At 63.3% G+C, this 20,743-nt stretch carries 12 protein-coding genes and 1 pseudogene; 4 read left to right on the top strand and 9 right to left on the bottom strand.

Features of this window, described 5'->3' with window-relative positions:
• Positions 1-35: 35 nt before the first annotated feature.
• Positions 36-1,829, bottom strand: coding sequence for a tetratricopeptide repeat protein (locus tag L0U80_RS02105; protein ID WP_233862222.1), 1,794 nt, complete (start codon positions 1,827-1,829; stop codon positions 36-38).
• A 231-nt stretch (positions 1,830-2,060) separates the two neighbouring features.
• Between L0U80_RS02105 and purB the strand changes: the two genes are divergently transcribed.
• Positions 2,061-3,449: an adenylosuccinate lyase gene (gene purB, locus L0U80_RS02100; RefSeq protein ID WP_233862221.1), complete on the top strand. Its 1,389-nt coding sequence runs from the start codon at positions 2,061-2,063 to the stop codon at positions 3,447-3,449.
• A gap of 182 nt (positions 3,450-3,631) precedes the next feature.
• Here purB and L0U80_RS02095 read toward each other — a convergent pair whose 3' ends face one another.
• The 4 genes from L0U80_RS02095 to edd form a co-directional block, all read right to left on the bottom strand.
• The gene (locus L0U80_RS02095; protein ID WP_233862220.1) at positions 3,632-4,135 is read right to left on the bottom strand and encodes a gluconokinase; all 504 of its coding nucleotides are present in this window, start codon (positions 4,133-4,135) and stop codon (positions 3,632-3,634) included.
• A 14-nt stretch (positions 4,136-4,149) separates the two neighbouring features.
• Positions 4,150-5,508 carry a GntT/GntP/DsdX family permease gene (locus L0U80_RS02090; protein ID WP_233862219.1) on the bottom strand — a complete coding sequence of 453 codons (1,359 nt, stop codon included), beginning with the start codon at positions 5,506-5,508 and terminating at the stop codon, positions 4,150-4,152.
• Positions 5,509-5,832: 324 nt separating this feature from the next.
• Complete coding sequence (gene eda, locus L0U80_RS02085; protein WP_233862218.1) at positions 5,833-6,474, bottom strand: bifunctional 4-hydroxy-2-oxoglutarate aldolase/2-dehydro-3-deoxy-phosphogluconate aldolase; 642 nt, start codon at positions 6,472-6,474, stop codon at positions 5,833-5,835.
• A 2-nt stretch (positions 6,475-6,476) separates the two neighbouring features.
• Complete coding sequence (edd, locus tag L0U80_RS02080) at positions 6,477-8,384, bottom strand: phosphogluconate dehydratase (protein WP_233862217.1); 1,908 nt, start codon at positions 8,382-8,384, stop codon at positions 6,477-6,479.
• Positions 8,385-8,659: 275 nt separating this feature from the next.
• Here edd and L0U80_RS02075 point away from each other — a divergent pair, with 275 nt between their 5' ends.
• Both L0U80_RS02075 and L0U80_RS02070 read left to right on the top strand, forming a co-directional pair.
• Positions 8,660-9,508, top strand: coding sequence for a MurR/RpiR family transcriptional regulator (locus L0U80_RS02075; RefSeq protein ID WP_233862216.1), 849 nt, complete (start codon positions 8,660-8,662; stop codon positions 9,506-9,508).
• Positions 9,509-10,154: 646 nt separating this feature from the next.
• Complete coding sequence (locus L0U80_RS02070) at positions 10,155-10,538, top strand: GntR family transcriptional regulator (protein ID WP_233862214.1); 384 nt, start codon at positions 10,155-10,157, stop codon at positions 10,536-10,538.
• A 576-nt stretch (positions 10,539-11,114) separates the two neighbouring features.
• Here the strand turns inward: L0U80_RS02070 and L0U80_RS02065 are convergent.
• Entirely contained in the window at positions 11,115-17,399 is a 6,285-nt protein-coding gene (locus tag L0U80_RS02065) for a YadA-like family protein (protein ID WP_233862212.1), read from the bottom strand.
• 159 nt (positions 17,400-17,558) lie between these two features.
• A pseudogene (locus L0U80_RS31775) lies at positions 17,559-17,687 on the bottom strand (ESPR domain-containing protein); the annotation flags it as partial.
• Between the two features lie 786 nt (positions 17,688-18,473).
• On the opposite strand from L0U80_RS31775, the gene L0U80_RS02060 reads away from it, so the two are divergent.
• Positions 18,474-18,836: a hypothetical protein gene (locus tag L0U80_RS02060; RefSeq protein WP_233862210.1), complete on the top strand. Its 363-nt coding sequence runs from the start codon at positions 18,474-18,476 to the stop codon at positions 18,834-18,836.
• Between the two features lie 100 nt (positions 18,837-18,936).
• Here L0U80_RS02060 and L0U80_RS02055 read toward each other — a convergent pair whose 3' ends face one another.
• Both L0U80_RS02055 and L0U80_RS02050 read right to left on the bottom strand, forming a co-directional pair.
• Entirely contained in the window at positions 18,937-19,353 is a 417-nt protein-coding gene (locus L0U80_RS02055; protein ID WP_233862209.1) for a CopD family protein, read from the bottom strand.
• 117 nt (positions 19,354-19,470) lie between these two features.
• A complete protein-coding gene (locus tag L0U80_RS02050) occupies positions 19,471-20,742 on the bottom strand; it encodes a glutamate-5-semialdehyde dehydrogenase (protein ID WP_233862208.1) in 1,272 nt (423 codons plus the stop codon).
• Position 20,743 lies beyond the last annotated feature (1 nt).

Below are 20,743 nucleotides of genomic sequence, written 5' to 3'. Positions count from 1 at the left end.
GCCGCAAGTCTGGGACACGACTGTCCGGTGTTGCATCAAGCCAGAAGCGTGGATCGGAGCGCGGACATGACCCCACGCCAGTCACCGAGCTCGTCCTGCCGGAAAAGCCGCGCCGATGGATACCAGACCGAATCGTGGCGCCCCATGCCCCAGCGCCAGTCGGGCTGCGCGGCAAGCAGCACCCAGACCGGCTTGCCGAGCGCGCCCGCCAGGTGCGCCACCGATGTATCGACGGTAATCACGAGATCGAGGCTATCGACGAGCGCCGCCGTACTCGCGAAGTCATGGAGTTCGTCGCCGATCGCGTGCATCGGCCAGCGGTCGGCGACGTCGGCGAGCTGCGCGGCGGCCTCGCCTTTCTGGATCGCGAACCACGCGTTGCCGTCGAGCGCCGCGAGCGGCAGCAGCGCTTCGAGCGGCACCGAGCGGAACGCGTCGAAGTGATGACGTGGATTGCCGGCCCAGACCAGCCCGATGCGCCGACGCGCACCGTGCGCGAGCGTATTCACGCGCAAGCGCCAGGCATCGGCCTCACGAGGATCGACGTGCAGGTACGGTGTGGCCGCCTCGATCGGCCTGCCGCGAAAATGCAGCGGCAGGCTCATCACGTCGCACCAGTAGTCGTATTGCCGCGCGATGGCTTCGTCGTCCGGCGCAGCGTCGATCACACGCGCAACGCCCGGCACGGTCGCGGCGAGTGACGCCAGTTCGGGTGCAACCCATGCATCGACGCGCGCACCCATCGCGGCAAGCAAGCCCGCGTAGCGCAGGAACTGGATCTGGTCACCCACGCCCTGCTCGCGCACGATCAGGAAGCGCTTGCCCGCCAACGGCTCGCCTTGCCATTCGGCACAGGGCAGCTTGCGGTAATTCGATCTGGCGCGCGTAGTCGTCTTGCGGTTCTCGAAGAGCGGCCAGCCATCGGCGAGATCTCCGCGCCGAAGCAGCAGCATGCCAAGCTGGAATTTCGACTCGGGCAGGTCGCGATTGAGTTCCAGTGCGCGGCGGTAGTGAACCTCGGCTTCGTCATAACGCGCGAGCGCCGTCAAAGCGAAAGCGAGATTGTTGACGACGCCGGCAGCGTCGGGATTGACTGCAATCGCCCGTTCATACAGTGGAATCGCGTCGGCGTAACGATGCAGTGCGTCGTACGCGTAAGCGAGTTCGAAGAGCGCAAAAACGTTGCGCGGCTCGCGCGCGACGACAGGTTCGAAGCAGCTCACAGCTTCGGCGTGGGCACCCGCGGCGAGCAACAGCCTGCCGGCGTGCAAGAGCGCGTGCATGTCGTGGGGATCGAGCACAGCGGCGGCTCGAAATTCGGCTAGCGCGGCGTCGTTGCGGCCTGCCGCTTCGAGCGCGCGCCCGAGATTGAAGGCGAAGTGCGCGGACTCAGGAACAAGCGCGCGTGCGTTCCGGTGGTGCTCAATCGCGCAGTCGGTCTCACCGAGCGACAGCAGCGCATTGCCCAGGTTGTTGTGGGCATTCGCAAATTCGGGTGCATTGGCCAGCGCCTTGCGCTGCCAGACGGCAGCGCCGGCGTGGTCACCCAGCCTTGCCGCAACGACACCGCGATTGCCGAGGTATTCGGCGTTGTCCGGTGCGAGCGCAAGTGCACGGTCGATCAACGCCACCGCGTGCGCCGACTCGCCCCGATCGAGCGCAATCAGCCCAAGGTAGTGCAACGCTGCAGCATGGTCTGGCCACTGCGCAGTTACGCGCTCGTAAATGGCCTGAGCGTCGACGAGCCGTCCCGCCCGGTGGTGAGCGAGGCCTTCTTCGATCAAGGCGTCGGCGCTATCGCGAGACGGGAGCGGGAAATTAGGGTTCATGCGTGATGGGACAAAACGAAGCGCTGGCGCGGCGCAATCGCCCACTGTAAAGCCGCCTCCCAGCCGGCCATCTTGCAAACCAGCCGGCGCAACGCATCGCCCGGCAGGCACGGGGCATTACCCGCAGGTGATAAAATACGCGGCTCCCGCCGTCTTCCCGGCTGAACTTAACCGGTCGCAACCGCGCGACCGTAACCCCGCGAGCGTAACCCCCGCCGTTACGTCCCCATCATGTCCGACACCCGTCCCGATACCCTCTTCGCGCTCACCGCGCTCTCCCCGCTCGACGGCCGCTACGCCTCGAAAACCGAAGCCCTGCGCGACTGGCTCTCGGAAGCCGCGTTCATGCGCCATCGCGTGACGGTCGAGATCCACTGGCTGATCGCGCTGTCGCACGCCGGTTTCGCGGAAGTGCCGCGTTTCTCGGAAGCGTCGGAGCAGTTCCTGCTCAAGCTCGCCGAAAACTTCACGGCGCACGACGCCGCGCGCATCAAGGACATCGAGCGCGTGACGAACCACGACGTGAAGGCCGTCGAGTACTGGCTCAAGGAATCGGTGAAGGGCCAGCCGGAGCTGGAGCGCGCAAGCGAATTCATCCACTTCGCCTGCACCTCGGAAGACATCAACAACACGTCGCACGGCATGATGCTCGCCGGTGCGCGCGAGCACGTGATCCTGCCGGCGCTGCGCTCGGTGTATCAGCGCCTCGTCAAGCTCGCCCACACGCACGCAGAACAGCCGATGCTCTCGCGCACGCACGGTCAGCCCGCGAGCCCGACCACGCTCGGCAAGGAAATCGCCAACGTCGCAGCGCGTCTCGCGCGCGCGATCCAGCGCATCGAGAAGGTCGAACTGCTCGGCAAGATGAACGGCGCGGTCGGCAACTTCAACGCGCATCTCTCCGCGTATCCGGAATTCGACTGGGAAGCGTTCTCGAAGAACGTCGTCGAACAGCGCCTGAAGCTCACGTTCAACCCGTACACGATCCAGATCGAGCCGCACGACTACATGGCCGAACTGTTCGACGCCATCGCGCGCGCGAACACGATCCTGCTCGACCTCGACCGCGACGTGTGGGGCTATATCTCGCTCGGCTACTTCAAGCAGAAGACGAAGGCCGGCGAAATCGGTTCGTCGACGATGCCGCACAAGGTCAACCCGATCGACTTCGAAAACTCGGAAGGCAACCTCGGCCTCGCGAACGCCACGCTGCGCCACCTCGCCGACAAGCTGCCGATCTCGCGCTGGCAGCGCGACCTGACCGACTCGACCGTGCTGCGCAACATCGGCGTCGCGTTCGGCTACTCGCTGCTCTCGTATGACGCGCTGATCCGCGGCCTCGACAAGCTCGAAGTGAACCCGCAGCGCCTGAACGACGACCTCGACGCGACGTGGGAAGTGCTCGCCGAGCCGGTGCAGACCGTGATGCGCCGCTATGGCATCGAGAACCCGTACGAGCAATTGAAGGAACTCACGCGCGGCAAGGGCATCACGCGCGAAGCGCTGCAAACGTTCGTGTCCGGTCTCGCGATTCCTGATGACGCGAAGAAGCTCCTGCTGGAAATGACGCCTGCGTCGTATATCGGCAAGGCCGTGGAACTCGCGAAGCGCATTTCGTAAGCGCGTCGCGGCGCGCCTTGGGCGCCGGCATAGTAGCCAAATAAAAAGCGCTTCGTTCGCAATGAACGAAGCGCTTTTTTTGCGTCTCGCGTGGGTTCAGCCGCTGCGCAATCGCATCGAGCGGCGAGAATCGCGTCATCCGCCGTTCCCGATGCGCACACAACGCATTCGGCACTCGGCCCTCAACTCGTCCGACGCGTCGCCATCTGCTTCATGACTTCATCGACGATCTGCTCGGGCGTGAGTTCAATGCTCACCGCGATCGCTTCGTCCGGACCCGGCTCTTCGAGCGTATCGAGCTGGCTTTGCAGCAGAGACGGATCGAAGAAATGCCCGGTCCGCGACGCGAGCCGCTCGTGCAACACCTCAAAGCTGCCCTTCAGATAGACGAAACACACGTCGCGATCGGTGCCGCGCAGGAGATCGCGGTACGAACGCTTCAGCGACGAACACGTGAACACAGCCGTCTCGTGCGCGCGCTGCTTGTCTTCGATGGCCGCGCGAATCGTGCGCAACCACGGCCAGCGGTCGTCGTCGGTGAGCGGGATGCCGTCGTGCATCTTCTTCTTGTTGGCTTCGCTATGGAAGACATCGCCATCCGTGAAGCTACAGTGCAGGCGCTCGGCCAGCAATTCACCGATGCGCGTCTTGCCCGCCCCCGACACACCCATTGCGATCAGAATCATCGACTACTCCAGATTCATACCACCGTAGCAAGGGCAAACGTCAGCCCGAGCCCCAGCAAGGAAATAATGGTCTCACAGAGAGACCAGGTCTTGAACGTCTGAACGACGGTCATGCCGAAGTACTCCTTGATCAGCCAGAAGCCCCCGTCGTTGACGTGCGAGAAGATCAGCGAACCCGAGCCCGTCGCAAGCACGAGCAGTTCGGGGCTCACCGTCGTTCCGCTCGCGGCGGCGATCGGCGCGACGATGCCGCAGGCCGTCGTCATCGCGACAGTGGCGGATCCGGTCGCGAGGCGGATCAGCGCGGCGACGAACCAGCCGAACAGGAGCGGCGAGAGGTGCGCCGACTGCGCGACACCAACGATCTCCTTCGAAATACCGCTGTCCATCAGCACGCGACCGAACCCGCCACCTGCGCCAACGATCAGCGTAATGCCTGCGATCGGCGCGAGGCAGTCGCCGCAGAACTTCTGGATCTGCTCGCGCGTAAATCCGCGTTGCGCGCCGAAGGTCCAGAAGCTCACGAGCACGGCGACGAGGAGCGCGACGTCGGTCGTGCCGAAGAAGTGCAACAGGCTGTTGGGCAGCGTCTTCGGCGCAAAGACGAGATCGGCCCAACTACCGATGAGCATGAGAATCACGGGCAGCAGGATCGTGAAAACCGTGATACCGAAGCTGGGCAGTTCGCTGTCCGCCTTGGGTTTGACGGCGATGAACTGCGCGGCGAGCGGATTTTCGTCGGGCAACTTGATCGTGCGGTGAATGAGCAGCGCGAAGAGCGGACCAGCGACGATCGCGGTCGGCACGCCGACGATCAGACCGTACGCGATGGTCCTGCCGATGTCGGCGTGAAACGCCTGCACCGCGAGCAGCGCGGCCGGGTGCGGCGGAATCAGGCCATGCACGACGGAAAGACCGGCCACCATCGGCAGACCGACGAGTAGCAGCGACTTGCCGGTGCGTTTGGCGACGTTGAACGCGATCGGAATCAGGAGCACGAAGCCGACTTCGAAGAACACCGGCAAGCCGACGATGACCGCAACGAACATCATCGCCCAGTGAATGTTCTTCTCGCCGAACCAGCCGATGAGCGTCGTGGCGACCCGCTCGGCGCCGCCGGACTCGGCCATCATCTTGCCGAGCATGGTGCCGAGGCCGACCACGATCGCAATGTGGCCGAGCGTGTTGCCGTTGCCGGTCTCGAACGACTTGACGATCTGATCCATCGGCAACCCGGCGACGAGGCCGAGTACCAGCGAAACGATGATCAGGACGAGAAACGGATAAACCTTGTAGCGCGTGATTAGCAGAATCAGCGCGGCGATCGCGATGACCGCATAAACCAGCAGCATGCTGCCGTGGTCCGCTCCCATGGGGGTCCTCTCCAGTTAGTTTTGATATGTGTTAGCAGGGCCCGCGGCCTGGCGTTACGCGCCGGCCGTCGGCAGGGCCGCGACTGCAGAGGTTAACGGCTTTCGCCATTGCGTGCACAAAAGACGAACCGCGCGAGGCATCAACCTCGCGCGGTTCGTCGCGCCTGCACCAGCCAGGCGGGTTCGCATGTGCCGCGTCTTCCAACATCGCACCTGGCGATGGTGCAACGCCGCATCATTCGTAATCGCGCCGCAGCGCCGCTCGCAGCATTCCGGTTCGGCGCGCGGCAGAGCCGACGCCAGAACCCGCGCGCGAATCCAGCGTCAGCGCACCGGACGCGCCAGTTCGCTTGCCGCGTGGGCGAGCCGCGTGACCTCGGCCCAGTCCTCGGCGGCGAGCGCAGCCTTCGGCGTAAGCCACGAGCCACCCACACACACCACGTTCGGCAGCGCGAGGAAGTTCGGCGCGGTTTCGGGGGTGATGCCGCCCGTCGGGCAGAACTTGAGCGTCGGGAACGGGCCGTGGAAGGCATTGAGCATCGCGATGCCGCCGGCCGGCACCGCCGGGAAAAACTTCACGATCTCGTAGCCGAGTTCCATCGCCGCGATGATGTCGGACGGCGTCATGACGCCCGGCAGAAGCGGCAACCCCGCGTCGAGCGAAGCGTCGTGGATCTCGCGCGTGAGACCCGGCGAGACACCGAACTTCGCGCCGGCGTTCTTCGCGAGCGCGCAGTGCTCGGGCTTCGTGATCGTGCCGACGCCGACGACGATATCCGGCGCGATCTGCGCCGCGCGCTTGATCGCCTCGAGCCCGGCCGCCGTGCGCAGCGTGATTTCGAGCACCTTGACGCCGCCCGCGTGCAGCGCGCGCGAAACGTTCTCGCCCTGTGCGGCGCTATCGAAGGCAAGCACCGGAATCACCGGGCCGAGACGGACGATGTCGGCTACCGACGTTGTTGCCATGTTCATGCTCCTTGATATTGGTTCGCGTCAACCGCGTTCGCGGCGACCGTCGTCGCTGGCAACGCGTGGCCGACCGTTTCGCCGACGAGCGGCCCGAAGACCGATGCGCCGAGTTCGGCCGGCGCTGCCGCGGCACGAAACACGCCAAACAGCTCGCGGCCGAAGCCAACTTCGTTGCTTTCCTGATGGGCGGGCTGCGCGACCGGGCGCGCGTCCCATTCGGTGGCGTCGACTTCGACGTCGAGCACGCCTTCGACCGCATCGATCACGACGATGTCACCATCGCGCACCTTGCCGATCGGGCCATGCAACAGCGTCTCCGGCGACACGTGGATCACGGCGGGCACCTTGCCCGACGCACCCGACATGCGACCGTCGGTGACCAGCGCGACGTGGAAGCCCTTGTCCTGCATCACGCCGAGCAGCGGCGTGAGACGGTGCAGCTCCGGCATGCCATTGGCGCGTGCGCCCTGAAAGCGCACGACGGCCACGAAGTCACGCTCGAGCTCGCCGCGATCGAACGCTTCCTGCACGGCTTCCTGCGAATCGAACACAATCGCGGGAGCGCGCACCTTGCGGCGCTCCGGCGCGACCGCCGAAACCTTGATGACGCCGCGCCCGAGACGCCCTTGCATAAGACGCAAGCCGCCGTCCGGCTGGAACGGCTCGGCAATGCCGCGCAGCACAGCGGTGTCGGCGCTCTTTTCGACCGCATCGACCCACGTCAGCTTGCCGTCGAGCAGCTTCGGCTCCTTCGTATAGTGGCGCAGCCCTTCGCCCGCGACGGTCTTGACGTCTTCGTGCAGCAACCCGCCGTCGAGCAGTTCGCGCACGAGGAACGCAATACCGCCCGCCGCGTGGAAATGGTTCACGTCGGCCTTGCCGTTCGGATAGACGCGCGCAAGTAGCGGCACGGCGTCCGAAAGTACGTCGAAATCATCCCAGTCGATGACGATACCCGCCGCACGCGCCATCGCCACGAGGTGCATGGTGTGGTTGGTCGAGCCGCCCGTTGCGAGCAGCGCGACGATGCCGTTGATGATGGCGCGCTCGTCGATCACGTGACCGATCGGCGTGTAGTGGCCGCGCTCGACGGTGAGATCGAGCACGCGGCGCGCCGCAGCGGCCGTAAGCGCGTCGCGCAACGGCGTGTACGGATGAATGAAAGCCGAGCCCGGCAGATGCAGGCCCATCACTTCCATCAGCATCTGGTTACTGTTGGCGGTGCCGTAGAACGTGCAGGTGCCCTGGCTGTGATACGCCGCTGCCTCGGATTCGAGCAACGCGTCGCGGCCGCACTGGCCGGTCGCGAACTGCTGGCGCACCTTGGCCTTGTCGTCGTTGGACAGTCCGCTCGTCATGGGACCGGCAGGAACGAAAATCGTCGGCAGATGGCCGAACTGCAGCGCGCCGATCAGGAGGCCAGGCACGATCTTGTCGCAAATGCCAAGGCACAGCGCCGCATCGAACATATTGTGCGTGAGCGCGACCGCCGTGCTCATCGCGATCACTTCGCGCGAAAAGAGCGACAGCTCCATGCCCGCGTTGCCCTGTGTCACGCCATCACACATCGCGGGCACGCCGCCCGCGAACTGCGCGACGCCGCCGTTTTCGCGAGCCGCTTCCTTGATGAGATCCGGATAGTTCTTGTAGGGTGCGTGCGCCGAGAGCATCTCGTTGTAGGCCGAGACGATGCCGATATTCGGCTCGCGAATGGACTTGATCGCGATCTTGTCGCGGCCCTCGAGACCCGCGAAGCCATGCGCGAGGTTGGCACACGACAACACGCCACGCGCCGGAAAGTGGTCCTGCGCGGCGGCGATGCGCGCGAGATAGGCCTCACGCGTCGGCTTGCTGCGCTCGATCACGCGCTGCGTGACCTTCATCAACTGTGAATGCGGGGAAACCATCGAATCTCCTTGCTTTCGTCTCGGCGGAACGCATGGGACCGGGTTGCACGCCGCGGTCAGCGATGGCGCGATATTAGTAGAAAAACTACAAGCGCGCAATCCCGGCGGATCCCTGGTCGCTGGTGTAATGCAAGCGCTTCATCCTCCTTATTTTCCGGCCCTGCTGTAAATCGACGTTTCAAGGGTTGCATCGCCAGTCGTATTGCTGTAGTTTTTGTACATATCCAACGATCCGCTATAGTCCACGGATCTTTCAGCATAGTGCGAGTTTCCCGATGCTGCTGTCCCAGGTGAAAGCCATGCGCGAGCAGTTGCGCCCGTCCGAGCGCAAGCTCGCGGATTACATCGTCGACGCCCCACGCGAAGTGCTCGACCTCTCGATGACCGACGTCGCGCAGCGCGCTGGCGTCAGCCAGCCAACGATCGCGCGGTTCTGTCACGCACTCGGCTTCTCAGGATTCCGGGAGTTCAAGATCCGGCTCGCGCAGGCTGTAGCCGCCGACCTGCCGCCCGCCGTCTACCGCGATGTGCGTCCCGACGAGCCTGTGCCGGGCGTAGCGGCCAAGGTGCTCGACCGTACCATCGGGGCGTTGCTGCAGGTGCGCAACAACCTGTCCGCCGATGCACTCGCCGAAGCCATCAAGCTGCTCTCGCACGCAAGGCGTATCGAGTTCTACGGCGCTGGCGGATCCGGCATCGCGGCACAGGACATGCAGCACAAGTTCTTCCGTCTCGGCATGCCGAGTGTCGCTTACGCCGATCCACAAACATTCCTGATGTCCGCGGCGCTGCTCGGCGCCGGGGATGTTGTCGTCGCGATCTCGAACACCGGCCGCACGCGCGATATCGTCGATGCCGCACACACGGCGCTCGAACGCGGCGCGAAGGTGATCGCCATCACGCACGCTACGTCGCCACTCGCGCGTCTTGCGACAGTCGGCCTGCACGCGAACGTCGACGAAGACACCGACGTTTTCTCGCCGATGACCTCACGCACTTCGCATCTCGCGATCGGCGACATTCTTGCGGTAGGCGTTGCACTGCAGTGCGGCCCGGAACTCACCGAAAAACTGGCCGATGCGAAGGAGATCATCGCGCGCCGCCGCCTCGATCCTAACGGTTAGGGCATGGCGTTTGCGGGCATGGAATACTTCGCCGGGGAAAACCTGGAGCATTCGGCGAATGCCCTCTGTATAGGTGATGGTAAGCAGCGTACGCGGGACGCTTGACGCGCCGCAGAGCAGGCGCCCCTCGGACACCTCGAGCGCGGGCCAAGGCGATATGCCCCGGCACCGCACACCACGCGAAGAGATACTGCCAAGCCCGACGGCGTAGCACAGCACACCGCGCGAGACAGCGGAGTAACGGGTACACGACCCCGTGTGCGTTGCACACATTCACATCAAACTTCATTGTGCAATTTATTTTGTTATGCGAACTAAACTTAGATGCCTGCCAAAATTAGGATTTTTCGCCTAGCCAATTCCAGATGAGTTGGCGCAGCATCCATTAATCGAGTTTTCAAGAAGCGCAGACCAAATAGATAGATGCGACCTGCATGGAGGCGAATCAATAAGTCGCCTTGGAATTCCGCCTAAGTCGGGGACTTCAACCGTGATACCCGGGCCGCGTTCGCACTAGTCGACAAATGGAACGTGGTGGCGAGTGCCCGCTATTCACTGGCGACGTTCGTTTTCCGTGAAAGCGTGGACTGCGGGTGTTGGATCTGGCACGCAGTACCGGCAACCACTTGCGCGATGCAAAGACACCATGAGGCTTCGTGAATTGCAGTCAGAGGATCCGTCGACCGGGAGCGCTCGCGACGCTCGCATATCACCTGCAGCTGTGTGGCGCCCCGAGTTCGCGAGAATACGTTGGCCGGTATATCTCGCGATCGCAGACCACATAGAGGACGCGATTCGACTCGGAGTTCTGCGCCCCGGCGACAGACTACCGACGCAACGCGACATTGCAGATGATCTCGGATTCCACCTGAATACCGTCAATGCAGCCTTTCGCGAGGCGGCGCGGCGGGGACTCATTGAAAGCCGCACGCGCCGCGGCTCCATTGTGTCGGTCAGTCCGGCACATCAGGGTTCTGTCGAAAATCCGTCTCCCTCAAGCGGCAGGAGTGTTCATGAAATCCCCTTTTGATGCCGAAATCGGATTTTTTGCAGGCGCATTGTGATCGGTTCACTACGGCAGGCTTCAGATTACTGACCAACCCAACGTTTTTCAGAACGTGGGATTTTGCTCTCCCGCAGCACACAGATATGGCGAGCAAACACGAGAGGAAAACCATCGCGCTGCAGCGGCGAACAACGAAGCACGCAAGCGCACAGATGGGCGTAGAGAAATCGTACACACGCTCCGAGTACATGCCTCGCATGAGAATCGGAATGCGACACGGCCTGCGAAACGGCACCCTTGCCCCGCAGTCGTACACCCGATATCGGAAAGACTCGCACGCAATTCTGGCCCTCTGCGAACATCCACTCAACACCTGCGCTGTCATAGGGACCCAAAGCACCATCATGGTCATCGAGCGCAGCGTTTCCGCACGCCGAGACTAGTAACAAATACCCCTCATCAGTCGCACAACGCTCCCCAGCAATCCGCGACGAACAAAATAAAGCGGACTTCCGAAGAAGTCCGCCGTGCTTTCGAGCAAGTGACCGGCATCTACGGGCACGGCCGAAAGGCGCTGCGCCCGTTGCGCCGTTCAGACGCTTACCACTGGTACGACATACCGCCGCCGACCGTGGTGCCGCCCCCCGCGCTGTAGCCCGCCCCCATCTTGACCTTGATGTTCTGGGTGATGCGTGCCGATGCACCGAGCGCGGTCGCCTGATAGCCCTTGTAGTTGGCCGTACCGATACCGACTGCGATCGTCTTGCCCGGATCGACGTCCGGGATCATCGTGAGCGCAGTGGCCGCCGCCACGCCACCGTATGCCCCACGTTGGACGCTGGTCATGCCGCTCTGGAACTGACGCATGTTGACCGCGTCGGTCGGAGCCTTACCGTCGGCAACGTTGGTGATCTGGCGTTCGTTGCCCGCCGAACCCACCGACACGGTATTCGCCCGATCCGCCACTGAGTTTGCACCCAGCGCGACAGAGTTGTCCGCCGAGGCAGCCGCATTGGCGCCGAGCGCCGTCGAGTTGGAACCCGAACCGGTCGCACCGCCACCCAGCGCGACCGAGTTATCGGCCGAGGCAGCCGCCTTGTCGCCGAGCGCGGTCGAGTTGGAACCCGAAGCGGTCGCACCGCCACCCGCCGCGATGGAGCTGTCGCCCGTTGCATCGGCCGGTCCGCTATTCGAGTTGGTCGAAAGGTACTGCGAACCCGTGTCACCGATGTTCTGGATTGCGTTCCCCAGGTTCGCAAGCTCCTGGTTCGTGGCGTACAGCTGAGCGCCCGTTACTGCGTCGGTGCTGGTCGCGCTCAGATCCGCGTCGGTCAGGTTGGTCAGCTTCACCGTGGACGCGGAGCCCGCGCCACCGAGCGTCACCAGATCATGTGCCGACGAGTCGTACTGCACCGCGTTGGCCACTGCCCCGGCGATGTTGGTCACCGTGTTCTGCAGGTTCGTCACACGGCCGTCGAGATTGGTGAGCGCGTCACCAACGTTGTTGACCGTCGTGTCGCCCAGCTTATAGGTTGGCGCCGTCACCGTGCCATCCGGATTGACCGTCGAGCCTCCACCGAGCGCCGATGCGGTGCTCTGTGCCGCGCCGTAGAGCTGAGCGCCATTGACCGCATCGTTGCTCGTGGCATTCACCGAGCCACCTGCGACGCCGGTCAGCGTGCGCGGGCCTGACGTGCCGGAGAAGTCCACCAGATTGCCGTTGGTGTTGGCGCCGACCGTGATCGTCCCTTCGTCGTTCTGCATCACGAGGCCGAGACCCGATGAGTCCAACTGCTGTTTGATCGCGTACAGTTGCGAACCGTTCACGGCGTCGGTACTGCTTGCGTTCACGGAGCCGTCCTTGACGTTCGTGATCACCGTGCCGCCCGAGCCGCCAAGCGTAATCTGCGCCTTCGACGCGTCGTCGTAGGTGACGAAGGCGTTCGTCACGTTACCCGACGAGTCAACGGTCAGACCAGCTGCTTCGAACTGCGCGAGGTTGACCGCGTCGCTCGCCTGAGTCGCGTTCGCGACGTTTCGCAGGGTGACCGGCGTGGTCGAACCCTTACCGCCGAATGTCACCATGTCCTTGGATGAGTCGTCGTAGGCAACGAACGAATTCGTCACGTTGCCCGACGAGTCGACGGTCAGACCGGCCTGCTGCAACTGTCGAAGGTTCACAGCGTCGCTGGCTTCCGTCGCGTTCGCCACGTTCGTGAGCTGCACGGCCGGAGCCCCGGGTTTCTCGCCGCCGAGCGTCAGCTTGTCGTGCGCCGATGTGTCGTAGAGGACAGCGTCGGCCGAGCCTCCCCTGGCGAGCGCGGCCACAGCATCAAGAGCCGAGCCGACATCGCTGTACGTTCCGGCACCCTGCAGGTTGTAGCTCGGTGCACTGAGCGTGCCATCCGAATTGACCTTCGTCGCGCCGCCCAACGCGCTGGCCGTACTCGCCGCCAGGCCGTAGAGCTGCGAGCCGTTCACCCCGTCGAAGCTCGACGCGCTGACCGCCCCTGCCGCCACGTTGTGCAGGCCCACCGGCACGGTCGAATTCGGGCCGCCGAACGTCACCGACTTCTTGTCCGTGTTGTCATAGGCGACAAATGCGTTCGTCACGTTGCCCGACGAATCGACGTCCAGCCCCGCCTGCTGCAACTGGGCAAGGTTCACGGCATCACCGGCGCTCGTCGCATTTGCCACGTTGTGCAACCCCACCAGCACGTTCGTGCCCTTACCGCCGAGCGTCACCGAATCCTTGTTCGTGTCGTCATAGGCGACAAACGCGTTCGTCACGTTGCCCGACGAGTCGACGTCCAGACCAGCCTGCTGCAACTGGCGAAGGTTCACAGCATCGCTGGCTCCCGTCGCGTTCGCCACGTTCGTGAGCTGCACTGCGGGAGCCCCGGGTTTCTCGCCGCCGAGTGTCAGCTTGTCGTGCGCCGATGTGTCGTAGAGGACAGCGTCCGCCGAGCCTCCCCTGGCGAGCGCGGCCACAGCATCAAGAGCCGAACCGACATCGCTGTACGTACCGGCACCCTGCACGTCGTAGCTCGGTGCACTGAGTGAGCCATCCGCATTGACCTTCGTCGCGCCACCCAACGCGGTGGCCGTACTCGCCGCCAGGCCGTAGAGCTGCGAGCCGTTCACCGCGTCGGAACTCGACGCGCTGACCGCCCCCGCCGCCACGTTGTGCAACTCTACCGGCGCGCTCGGATTCAGGCCGCCGAACGTCACCGACTTCTTGTCCGTGCTGTCATAGGCAACGAATGCGTTCGTCACATTGCCCGAAGCATCGACATCAAGACCGGCCTGCTGCAACTGGGCAAGGTTCACGGCGTCACTGGCGCTCGTCGCATTCGCCACGTTGTGCAACCCCACCGGCAAGTTCGAGCCCTTACCGCCGAGCGTCACCGAATCCTTGTTCGTGTCGTCATAGGCGACAAACGCGTTCGTCACGTTGCCAGACGAGTCGATCGCCAGGCCTGCGGCTTCGAGTTGCGACACATTCACCGCGTCCGTGCCTTGCGCACCCGCTGCCACGTTGTGCAGCGCCACCGGCGCACTCGGATTCGTACCGCCGAACGTCACCGACTTCTTCGTGGAGTCGTCATAGGCCACGAACGCATTCGTCACGTTACCCGACGAGTCGACGCTCAGACCCGCCTCCTGCAACTGTTCGAGGTTTACAGCGTCACTGGCAGTCGTCGCCTTCGCCACGTTCGTGAGCTGCACGGGAACCGCGGAGCTTGTACCGCCGAGCGTCAGCTTGTCGTGTGCCGACGTGTCGTAGACGACTGCATCTACCGAACCGCCCCTGGCGAGCGCGGCCACGGCAGTGAGCGCGGAGCCGACATCGCTGTACGTACCTGTACCGGAACCCAGGTCATAGCTCGGTGCACTCAGCGTGCCGTCCGAGTTGACCTTCGTCCCGCCACCCAACGCACTGGCCGTACTTGCTGCCTGGCCGTAGAGCTGCGAGCCGTTCACCGCGTCCGTGCTCGACGCCGAAACCGTGCCCGCCGCCACGTTCAGCAGCTTCACCGGCGTACCCCAACCCACGCCGCCCAGCGTCACCTTGTCGTGTGCCGACGAGTCGTACGCCACCGCGTCCGCCAAACCGGCTTGCGCGGCGTCGTCAACCGCCTGCAGCGCCGAACCAACGTCGCCATAGGTCTTGCCGCCGAAGGAATATGACGGCGCCTTGATTGATCCGTCCGCGTTCACGCCAGCGCCGCCGCCGAGCGCATCTGTCACGCCTTTGAGCTGGCTGACGTTCACTGCATCGGTGTCGCCCTGACCGGCCGCCATATTCACGATGCGGCGCGTGTTCGGCTGGTTCTGGATGGTGGCGATGAGGGCGCCGTTGCCGTCCAACGCTTGATAGGAACCCGTGCCGTCAGTACCCACGGACACCGTGTTTGCCTGGTTCGCGACCGATCCCGCACCCAGCGCCACAGAATCATTCCCTTGGGCGTACGCCTGTACGCCCAACGCTACCCCACCCGTGCCGGTTGTATACGCCTGCGAGCCGATCGCAATCGCTCCGGCCGCGGTCGCCCGCGCCGGATCGGAGACCGGTGTCGAGCCCACGCCGTCGTTTAGACCGTTCACCTTTTGGTATGTGTTAAGCATGTCGAAACTCCATGTCCGACCGCTGACATCAACACCGGAACCATCCGACTGCGGGGCCAGCATCGTCGCACTCATCAGCGTCGCGCCGGTTTGGCCTTGGCTGTTTGAGGACGCGTTCACGATGTCGTGGACTTGGCCGACGTTCGCCGCGTCCGTATCCAGGATGCCGGTGGCGACGTTACTGATGCGCGTACCTGTCGGCAGCAGGCCGTCATTGCGATTGCCGTTCCGGTAATACACGCTGTTACCGGTGCCAGGATTCAATGTAATCGTGGGGTTGCCAGCCGTGATCGAACCGACGTCGTAGGTCGCGGCCTGGTTGAGGACCGCGCCTGAGTTGTCGAGCTGGAAGCCCGCCGAGGTCAACTGACCTACGTTGACCGCATCGTTTGAAGAGATACCTGCCGCCACGTTGCGCAACACCACCGGAGACACACCCGAACTACCGAGCGTCACCGAGTCGTGTGCTGACGAGTCATATAACACCGCGTCCGCGAGCTGCGACTGGATGTCCGTTACGTCACCCGCCGTCGTGTCGAGCTTCTGGTTCGTCGCGTAGAGCTGCGAACCGTTCACCGCGTCCGTGCTCGTCGCCGAGAGATTGCCCGGTGCCACATTGTGCAGCGTCACCGGCGTGGCCGAACCCACCCCACCCAGCGTCAGCTTGTCGTGTGCCGACGAGTCGTACACTACCGCGTCCGCCAGTTGCGACTGGATGTTTGTGACGTCACCCGTCGTCTGATCAAGCTTCTGGTTGGTCGCATAGAGTTGCGAGCCGTTCACCGCGTCCGTGCTCGTCGCCGAAAGCGTACCGTCCTCCACGTTCAGCAACTTCACCGGCGTATTCGAACCCACGCCGCCCAGCGTCACCTTGTCGTGTGCCGACGAATCGTACGCGACCGCGTCCGCCAGTTGCGACTGGATGTTCGTGACATCACCCGTCGTCTGATCGAGCTTCTGGTTCGTCGCATAGAGCTGCGAACCGTTCACCGCATCCGTGCTCGACGCCGAGAGCGTCCCCACCGCCACGTTCAGCAGCTTCACCGGCGTACTCGAACCCACGCCGCCCAGCGTCACCTTGTCGTGTGCCGACGAGTCGTACGCCACCGCGTCCGCCAGTTGCGACTGGATGTTCGTGACATCGCCCGTCGTCTGATCGAGCTTCTGGTTCGTCGCGTAGAGTTGCGAGCCGTTCACCGCGTCCGTGCTCGACGCCGAGAGCGTGCCCACCGCCACGTTCAGAAGCTTCACCGGCGTACTCGAACCCACGCCGCCCAGCGTCACCTTGTCGTGTGCCGACGAATCGTACGCCACCGCGTCCGCCAGTTGCGACTGGATGTTCGTGACATCGCCCGTCGTCTGATCGAGCTTCTGGTTCGTCGCGTAGAGTTGCGAGCCGTTCACCGCGTCCGTGCTCGACGCCGAGAGCGTGCCCACCGCCACGTTCAGAAGCTTCACCGGCGTACTCGAACCCACGCCGCCCAGCGTCACCTTGTCGTGTGCCGACGAATCGTACGCGACCGCGTCCGCCAGTTGCGACTGGATGTTCGTGACATCACCCGTCGTCTGATCGAGCTTCTGGTTCGTCGCATAGAGCTGCGAACCGTTCACCGCATCCGTGCTCGACGCCGAGAGCGTGCCCACCGCCACGTTCAGAAGCTTCACCGGCGTGCCCGAACCCTCGCCGCCCAGCGTCACCTTGTCGTGTGCCGACGAGTCGTACTTGACTGCCTCCGCCAAACCGGCTTGCGCGGCACCGTCAACCGCTTGCAGCGCTGAGCCAACGTCGCTATACGTGCCACCGCTGACGGAATATGACGGCGCCTTGATTGAGCCGTCCGCGTTCACGCCAGCGCCACCACCGAGCGCATCTGTCGCGCCTTTGAGCTGGCTGACGTTCACCGCATCGGTGTCGCCCTGACCGGCCGCCATATTCACAATGCGGCGCGTGTTCGCCTGATTCTGGATGGTGGCGATGGCGGTGCCGTTGTCGTCCCTCGCGACATAGGAACCCGTGCCGTCAGTACCCACGGACACCGTGTTTTCCTGGTTCGCGACCGATCCCATACCCAGCGCCACAGAATCCTTCGCCTGGGCGTACGCCTGTACGCCCAACGCTACCCCACCCGTGCCGGTTGTATACGCCTGCGAGCCGATCGCAATCGCTCCGGCCGCGGCCGCCTGCGCCGGATCGGAGACCGGCGTCGAGCCCACGCCGTCGTTTAGACCATTCACCTTTTGGTAAGTGTTAAGCATGGCGAAATTCCATGTCCGGCCACTGGTATCTACGCCAGAACCGTTCGACGCCACCGGAGCCACCGACGACGACGTGTCACAACCTGTCAACGAAGCACTTTCTGCGTCGCACGTAGTATCCGCGTACGCGGCACTCGCAGCAAGCGAACCGGCCCCAAGTATCACAGCCGCATTCAGGACCTTCGCTGCCCGCGACGACGATCTCTTTCCCCGTGCCGCCGCGTTCTCCTGCACCGCGACCCATGTACCTGTAACCTCGTTCCAGACTGACCTATATGCCTTATTCATCTTTTGCCCTGATTAAAGACCGGATACCAACCAGATGACGCCTGCGTGGGGACACGCAGTCGCAAAGCGGCCGGGCCCGGCAAGCGAGCCCGACCGCTACTTCGTTTAAAGGAGCATTCATGGGCTGCTTACGCTCGGCGACTTAAATCAACCACAACGCGGATAAACAACGCTGACAGATTCAGAAGAAGCACCGACGCATTGCCGTAAATCGACCCTCTATGCCACACGCGATCTTAGGTATCTGCAATTCGCGCGAACATAAGAGAACTCCGAAACGATTGCGCGCTATAAGCCGGGATTGGGCGCAAGGCACAGAAGCGTCGTGCAAGGCCAAAGCATTTCAGGCAATCACGATGTTGGCTCTATGCGAAGTGGATCAATGTGGTCTTGATGGATGATCGACTGTACAAACCGAAAATGGATCTTTTTAAATATCAAACACAAATACCTAATCCCTTCATTTCCTTAAAATCAAAAAAGACGCCCCCACATTTACCTCCTGAACCTTGAATCTCATAAATTTACTTTTAAAAGGAAATATCCCCGTATCTCAGCCAAATCTTTTTTCAAAAAAACCCGAGCATCTTTTACGACTCGCAATCGCAGTGGCCCATACAGCATCTGTCCGTCGCCAACGACGTCGCGTCGTCCGACAATTCGTTGTGACACCCCGCTAACTGAGCACCATTGCGACGGTCGTGGTCCTATCCCGTTCGGAAAACAGTTACGGGCCGATAGTCCTAGGGGACTAGTCAAATTTATATGTAATGCGAAATAAAAATCATGGGCCCCATTTATCAATTCGGCCCTGCCAGCGTTTCCGCGACAACGTCGCTCACCGGCATGCCAACAGCCGGCGACAGTCCGAATATCCCGCAGATCGTGTTTCAGCGGATGCAGACAGCCACCACCGACAATCGGCCGTTACCCAACGACCTGCCCGTCAATGCGTTTGTCGAAGTGAGGTCCAACGATGCACGACACAGCAAATGCGAAATGCTGTCCACAGCGGAGCTGCACGAGGGCATCCCGCATGCGCTCGACGACCTGCGCATAGTGTTCGCGGGTGACGTGACCATCGAAGCGGGACGGGCCGCTATACGCTCGGGCCCGCCCGCGAGCCGCTCAGGTTTCGGTTACGGATGACTGCGCGCAAAGCGCGAGAGGATGGCGCGTGGTGTCGACACACAAGCGCCACAAGGCGTCGGACGGCATCTGAGCCGCCCGCGTGGAAGGGAAAGGCAAATCAGAAGGGTTTGATCACGACAAGCGCCACGGCCGCCAGCATGCCGAGCACCGGGAGTTCGTTGAAGAATCGATACCACTTGTCGGACCGGCGATTCTCGCCGCGCTCGAACGTCCTCAGCAAGCGGCCGCAGTACGCGTGATAGATGATGAGCAGCACGACCACGCCGACCTTCGCGTGAATCCATCCCTGCCCTTGCCCGATGCCCACCACGAGCCATAGCCACAGTCCGCACAGCAGCGCGGGCACGGCGATCAACGTCATGAAACGGTACAGCTTGCGCGCCATGAGGAGGAGGCGCTTCACTGCGGCGGGCTCGGTTTCCATCGCCAGATTCACGAAGATGCGCGGCAGGTAGAACAGGCCTGCGAACCAGGATGCGATCAGTACGATGTGAAACGTCTTTACCCAGAGCATCGGTGTGCCTTCTTGTTTGACGAGAGCACGACAGTGAAAAACGCCAGCGGCATCAGTGCGCTCAAGCGGTCGTGCGAAAGAGAAAGCGGCGCACGCCGGGGCGTGCGCCGCTGATGATTATTGCCGCCCTTCGCCGTGGCCGAGCACCACGTACTTGAGCGACGTCAAACCGTCGAGCCCGACCGGGCCTCGCGCATGCAGCTTGTCGTTCGAAATGCCGATCTCTGCGCCCAGGCCGAATTCGAAGCCGTCCGCGAATCGCGTCGAGGCGTTCACCATCACGCTCGCCGAATCCACTTCGCGCAAGAAGCGCATCGCGCGGTCGTGGTCTTCGGTGACGATCGCATCGGTGTGCGCCGAGCCGTATGTGTTGATGTGCTCGATGGCGTCGTCGAGGTGGTCCACCACCTTGATCGCCAGCACGGGGGCGAGGTATTCGGTGCGCCAGTCTTCTTCGACGGCATCCACGAGCGGGCCGACACCCGCATCGGCGAGAATCGCGCGTGCAGTCGGATCGACGCGCAATTCGACGTCCTTGGCGCGATAGAGACGGCCGAGCGGCGGCAGCACCTCGTTCGCGATGCCGCGTGCGACGAGCAACGTCTCCATCGTGTTGCAGGTGCCGTAGCGGTGCGTCTTCGCGTTATCACAGACGGTGAGTGCCTTCGCGATATCGGCGCGGTCGTCCACGTAGACGTGGCAGATGCCGTCGAGATGCTTGATCATCGGCACACGAGCCTCGGCCATCAGGCGCTCGATCAGGCTCTTGCCGCCGCGCGGCACGATCACGTCGACGTATTCGGTCATCGTGATGAGCTTGCCCACCGCCGCGCGATCGGCGGTCTCGACCACCTGCACCGCGTCCTGCGGCAGCCCCGCAGCCGCGAGCCCTTCGCCGATCAGCTTCGCAAGCGCCGTGTTGCACTCGAGCGCTTCGGAACCGCCGCGCAGGATTGTCGCGTTACCCGACTTCAGGCACAGCGCCGCGGCGTCGATCGTCACGTTCGGCCGCGATTCGTAGATGATGCCGATCACACCGAGCGGCACGCGCATCTGACCCACCTGGATGCCGCTCGGGCGGTACTTGAGGTTGTTGATCTCACCGATCGGATCGGCCAGTGCCGCAACCTGGCGCAGGCCTTCGACCATTGTCCGCAGCGCCTTGTCCGAGAGCGTCAGCCGGTCGATGAAAGCGGAGTCGTGGCCCTTCTCCTTTGCGCGCGCGAGGTCGCGTGCGTTTGCGTCCTTCAGTTGCTGCGCCTCGCGCTCGATGGCCTGGGCCACCGCTTCGAGCGCGGCGTTCTTCGCCGCGGTCGACGCCCGGGCCATCGCTCGCGAGGCCTGTCGGGCGCGGCGGCCGAGGTCGGTCATGTACTGGTCGATATCCATG

This window comes from Paraburkholderia adhaesiva, assembly GCF_021390575.1.
In the GTDB taxonomy this organism is placed as follows: domain Bacteria; phylum Pseudomonadota; class Gammaproteobacteria; order Burkholderiales; family Burkholderiaceae; genus Paraburkholderia; species Paraburkholderia adhaesiva.
The sequence above is the reverse complement of the archived record's forward strand: the minus strand, read 5'-3'. Positions and strand labels throughout refer to the sequence as shown.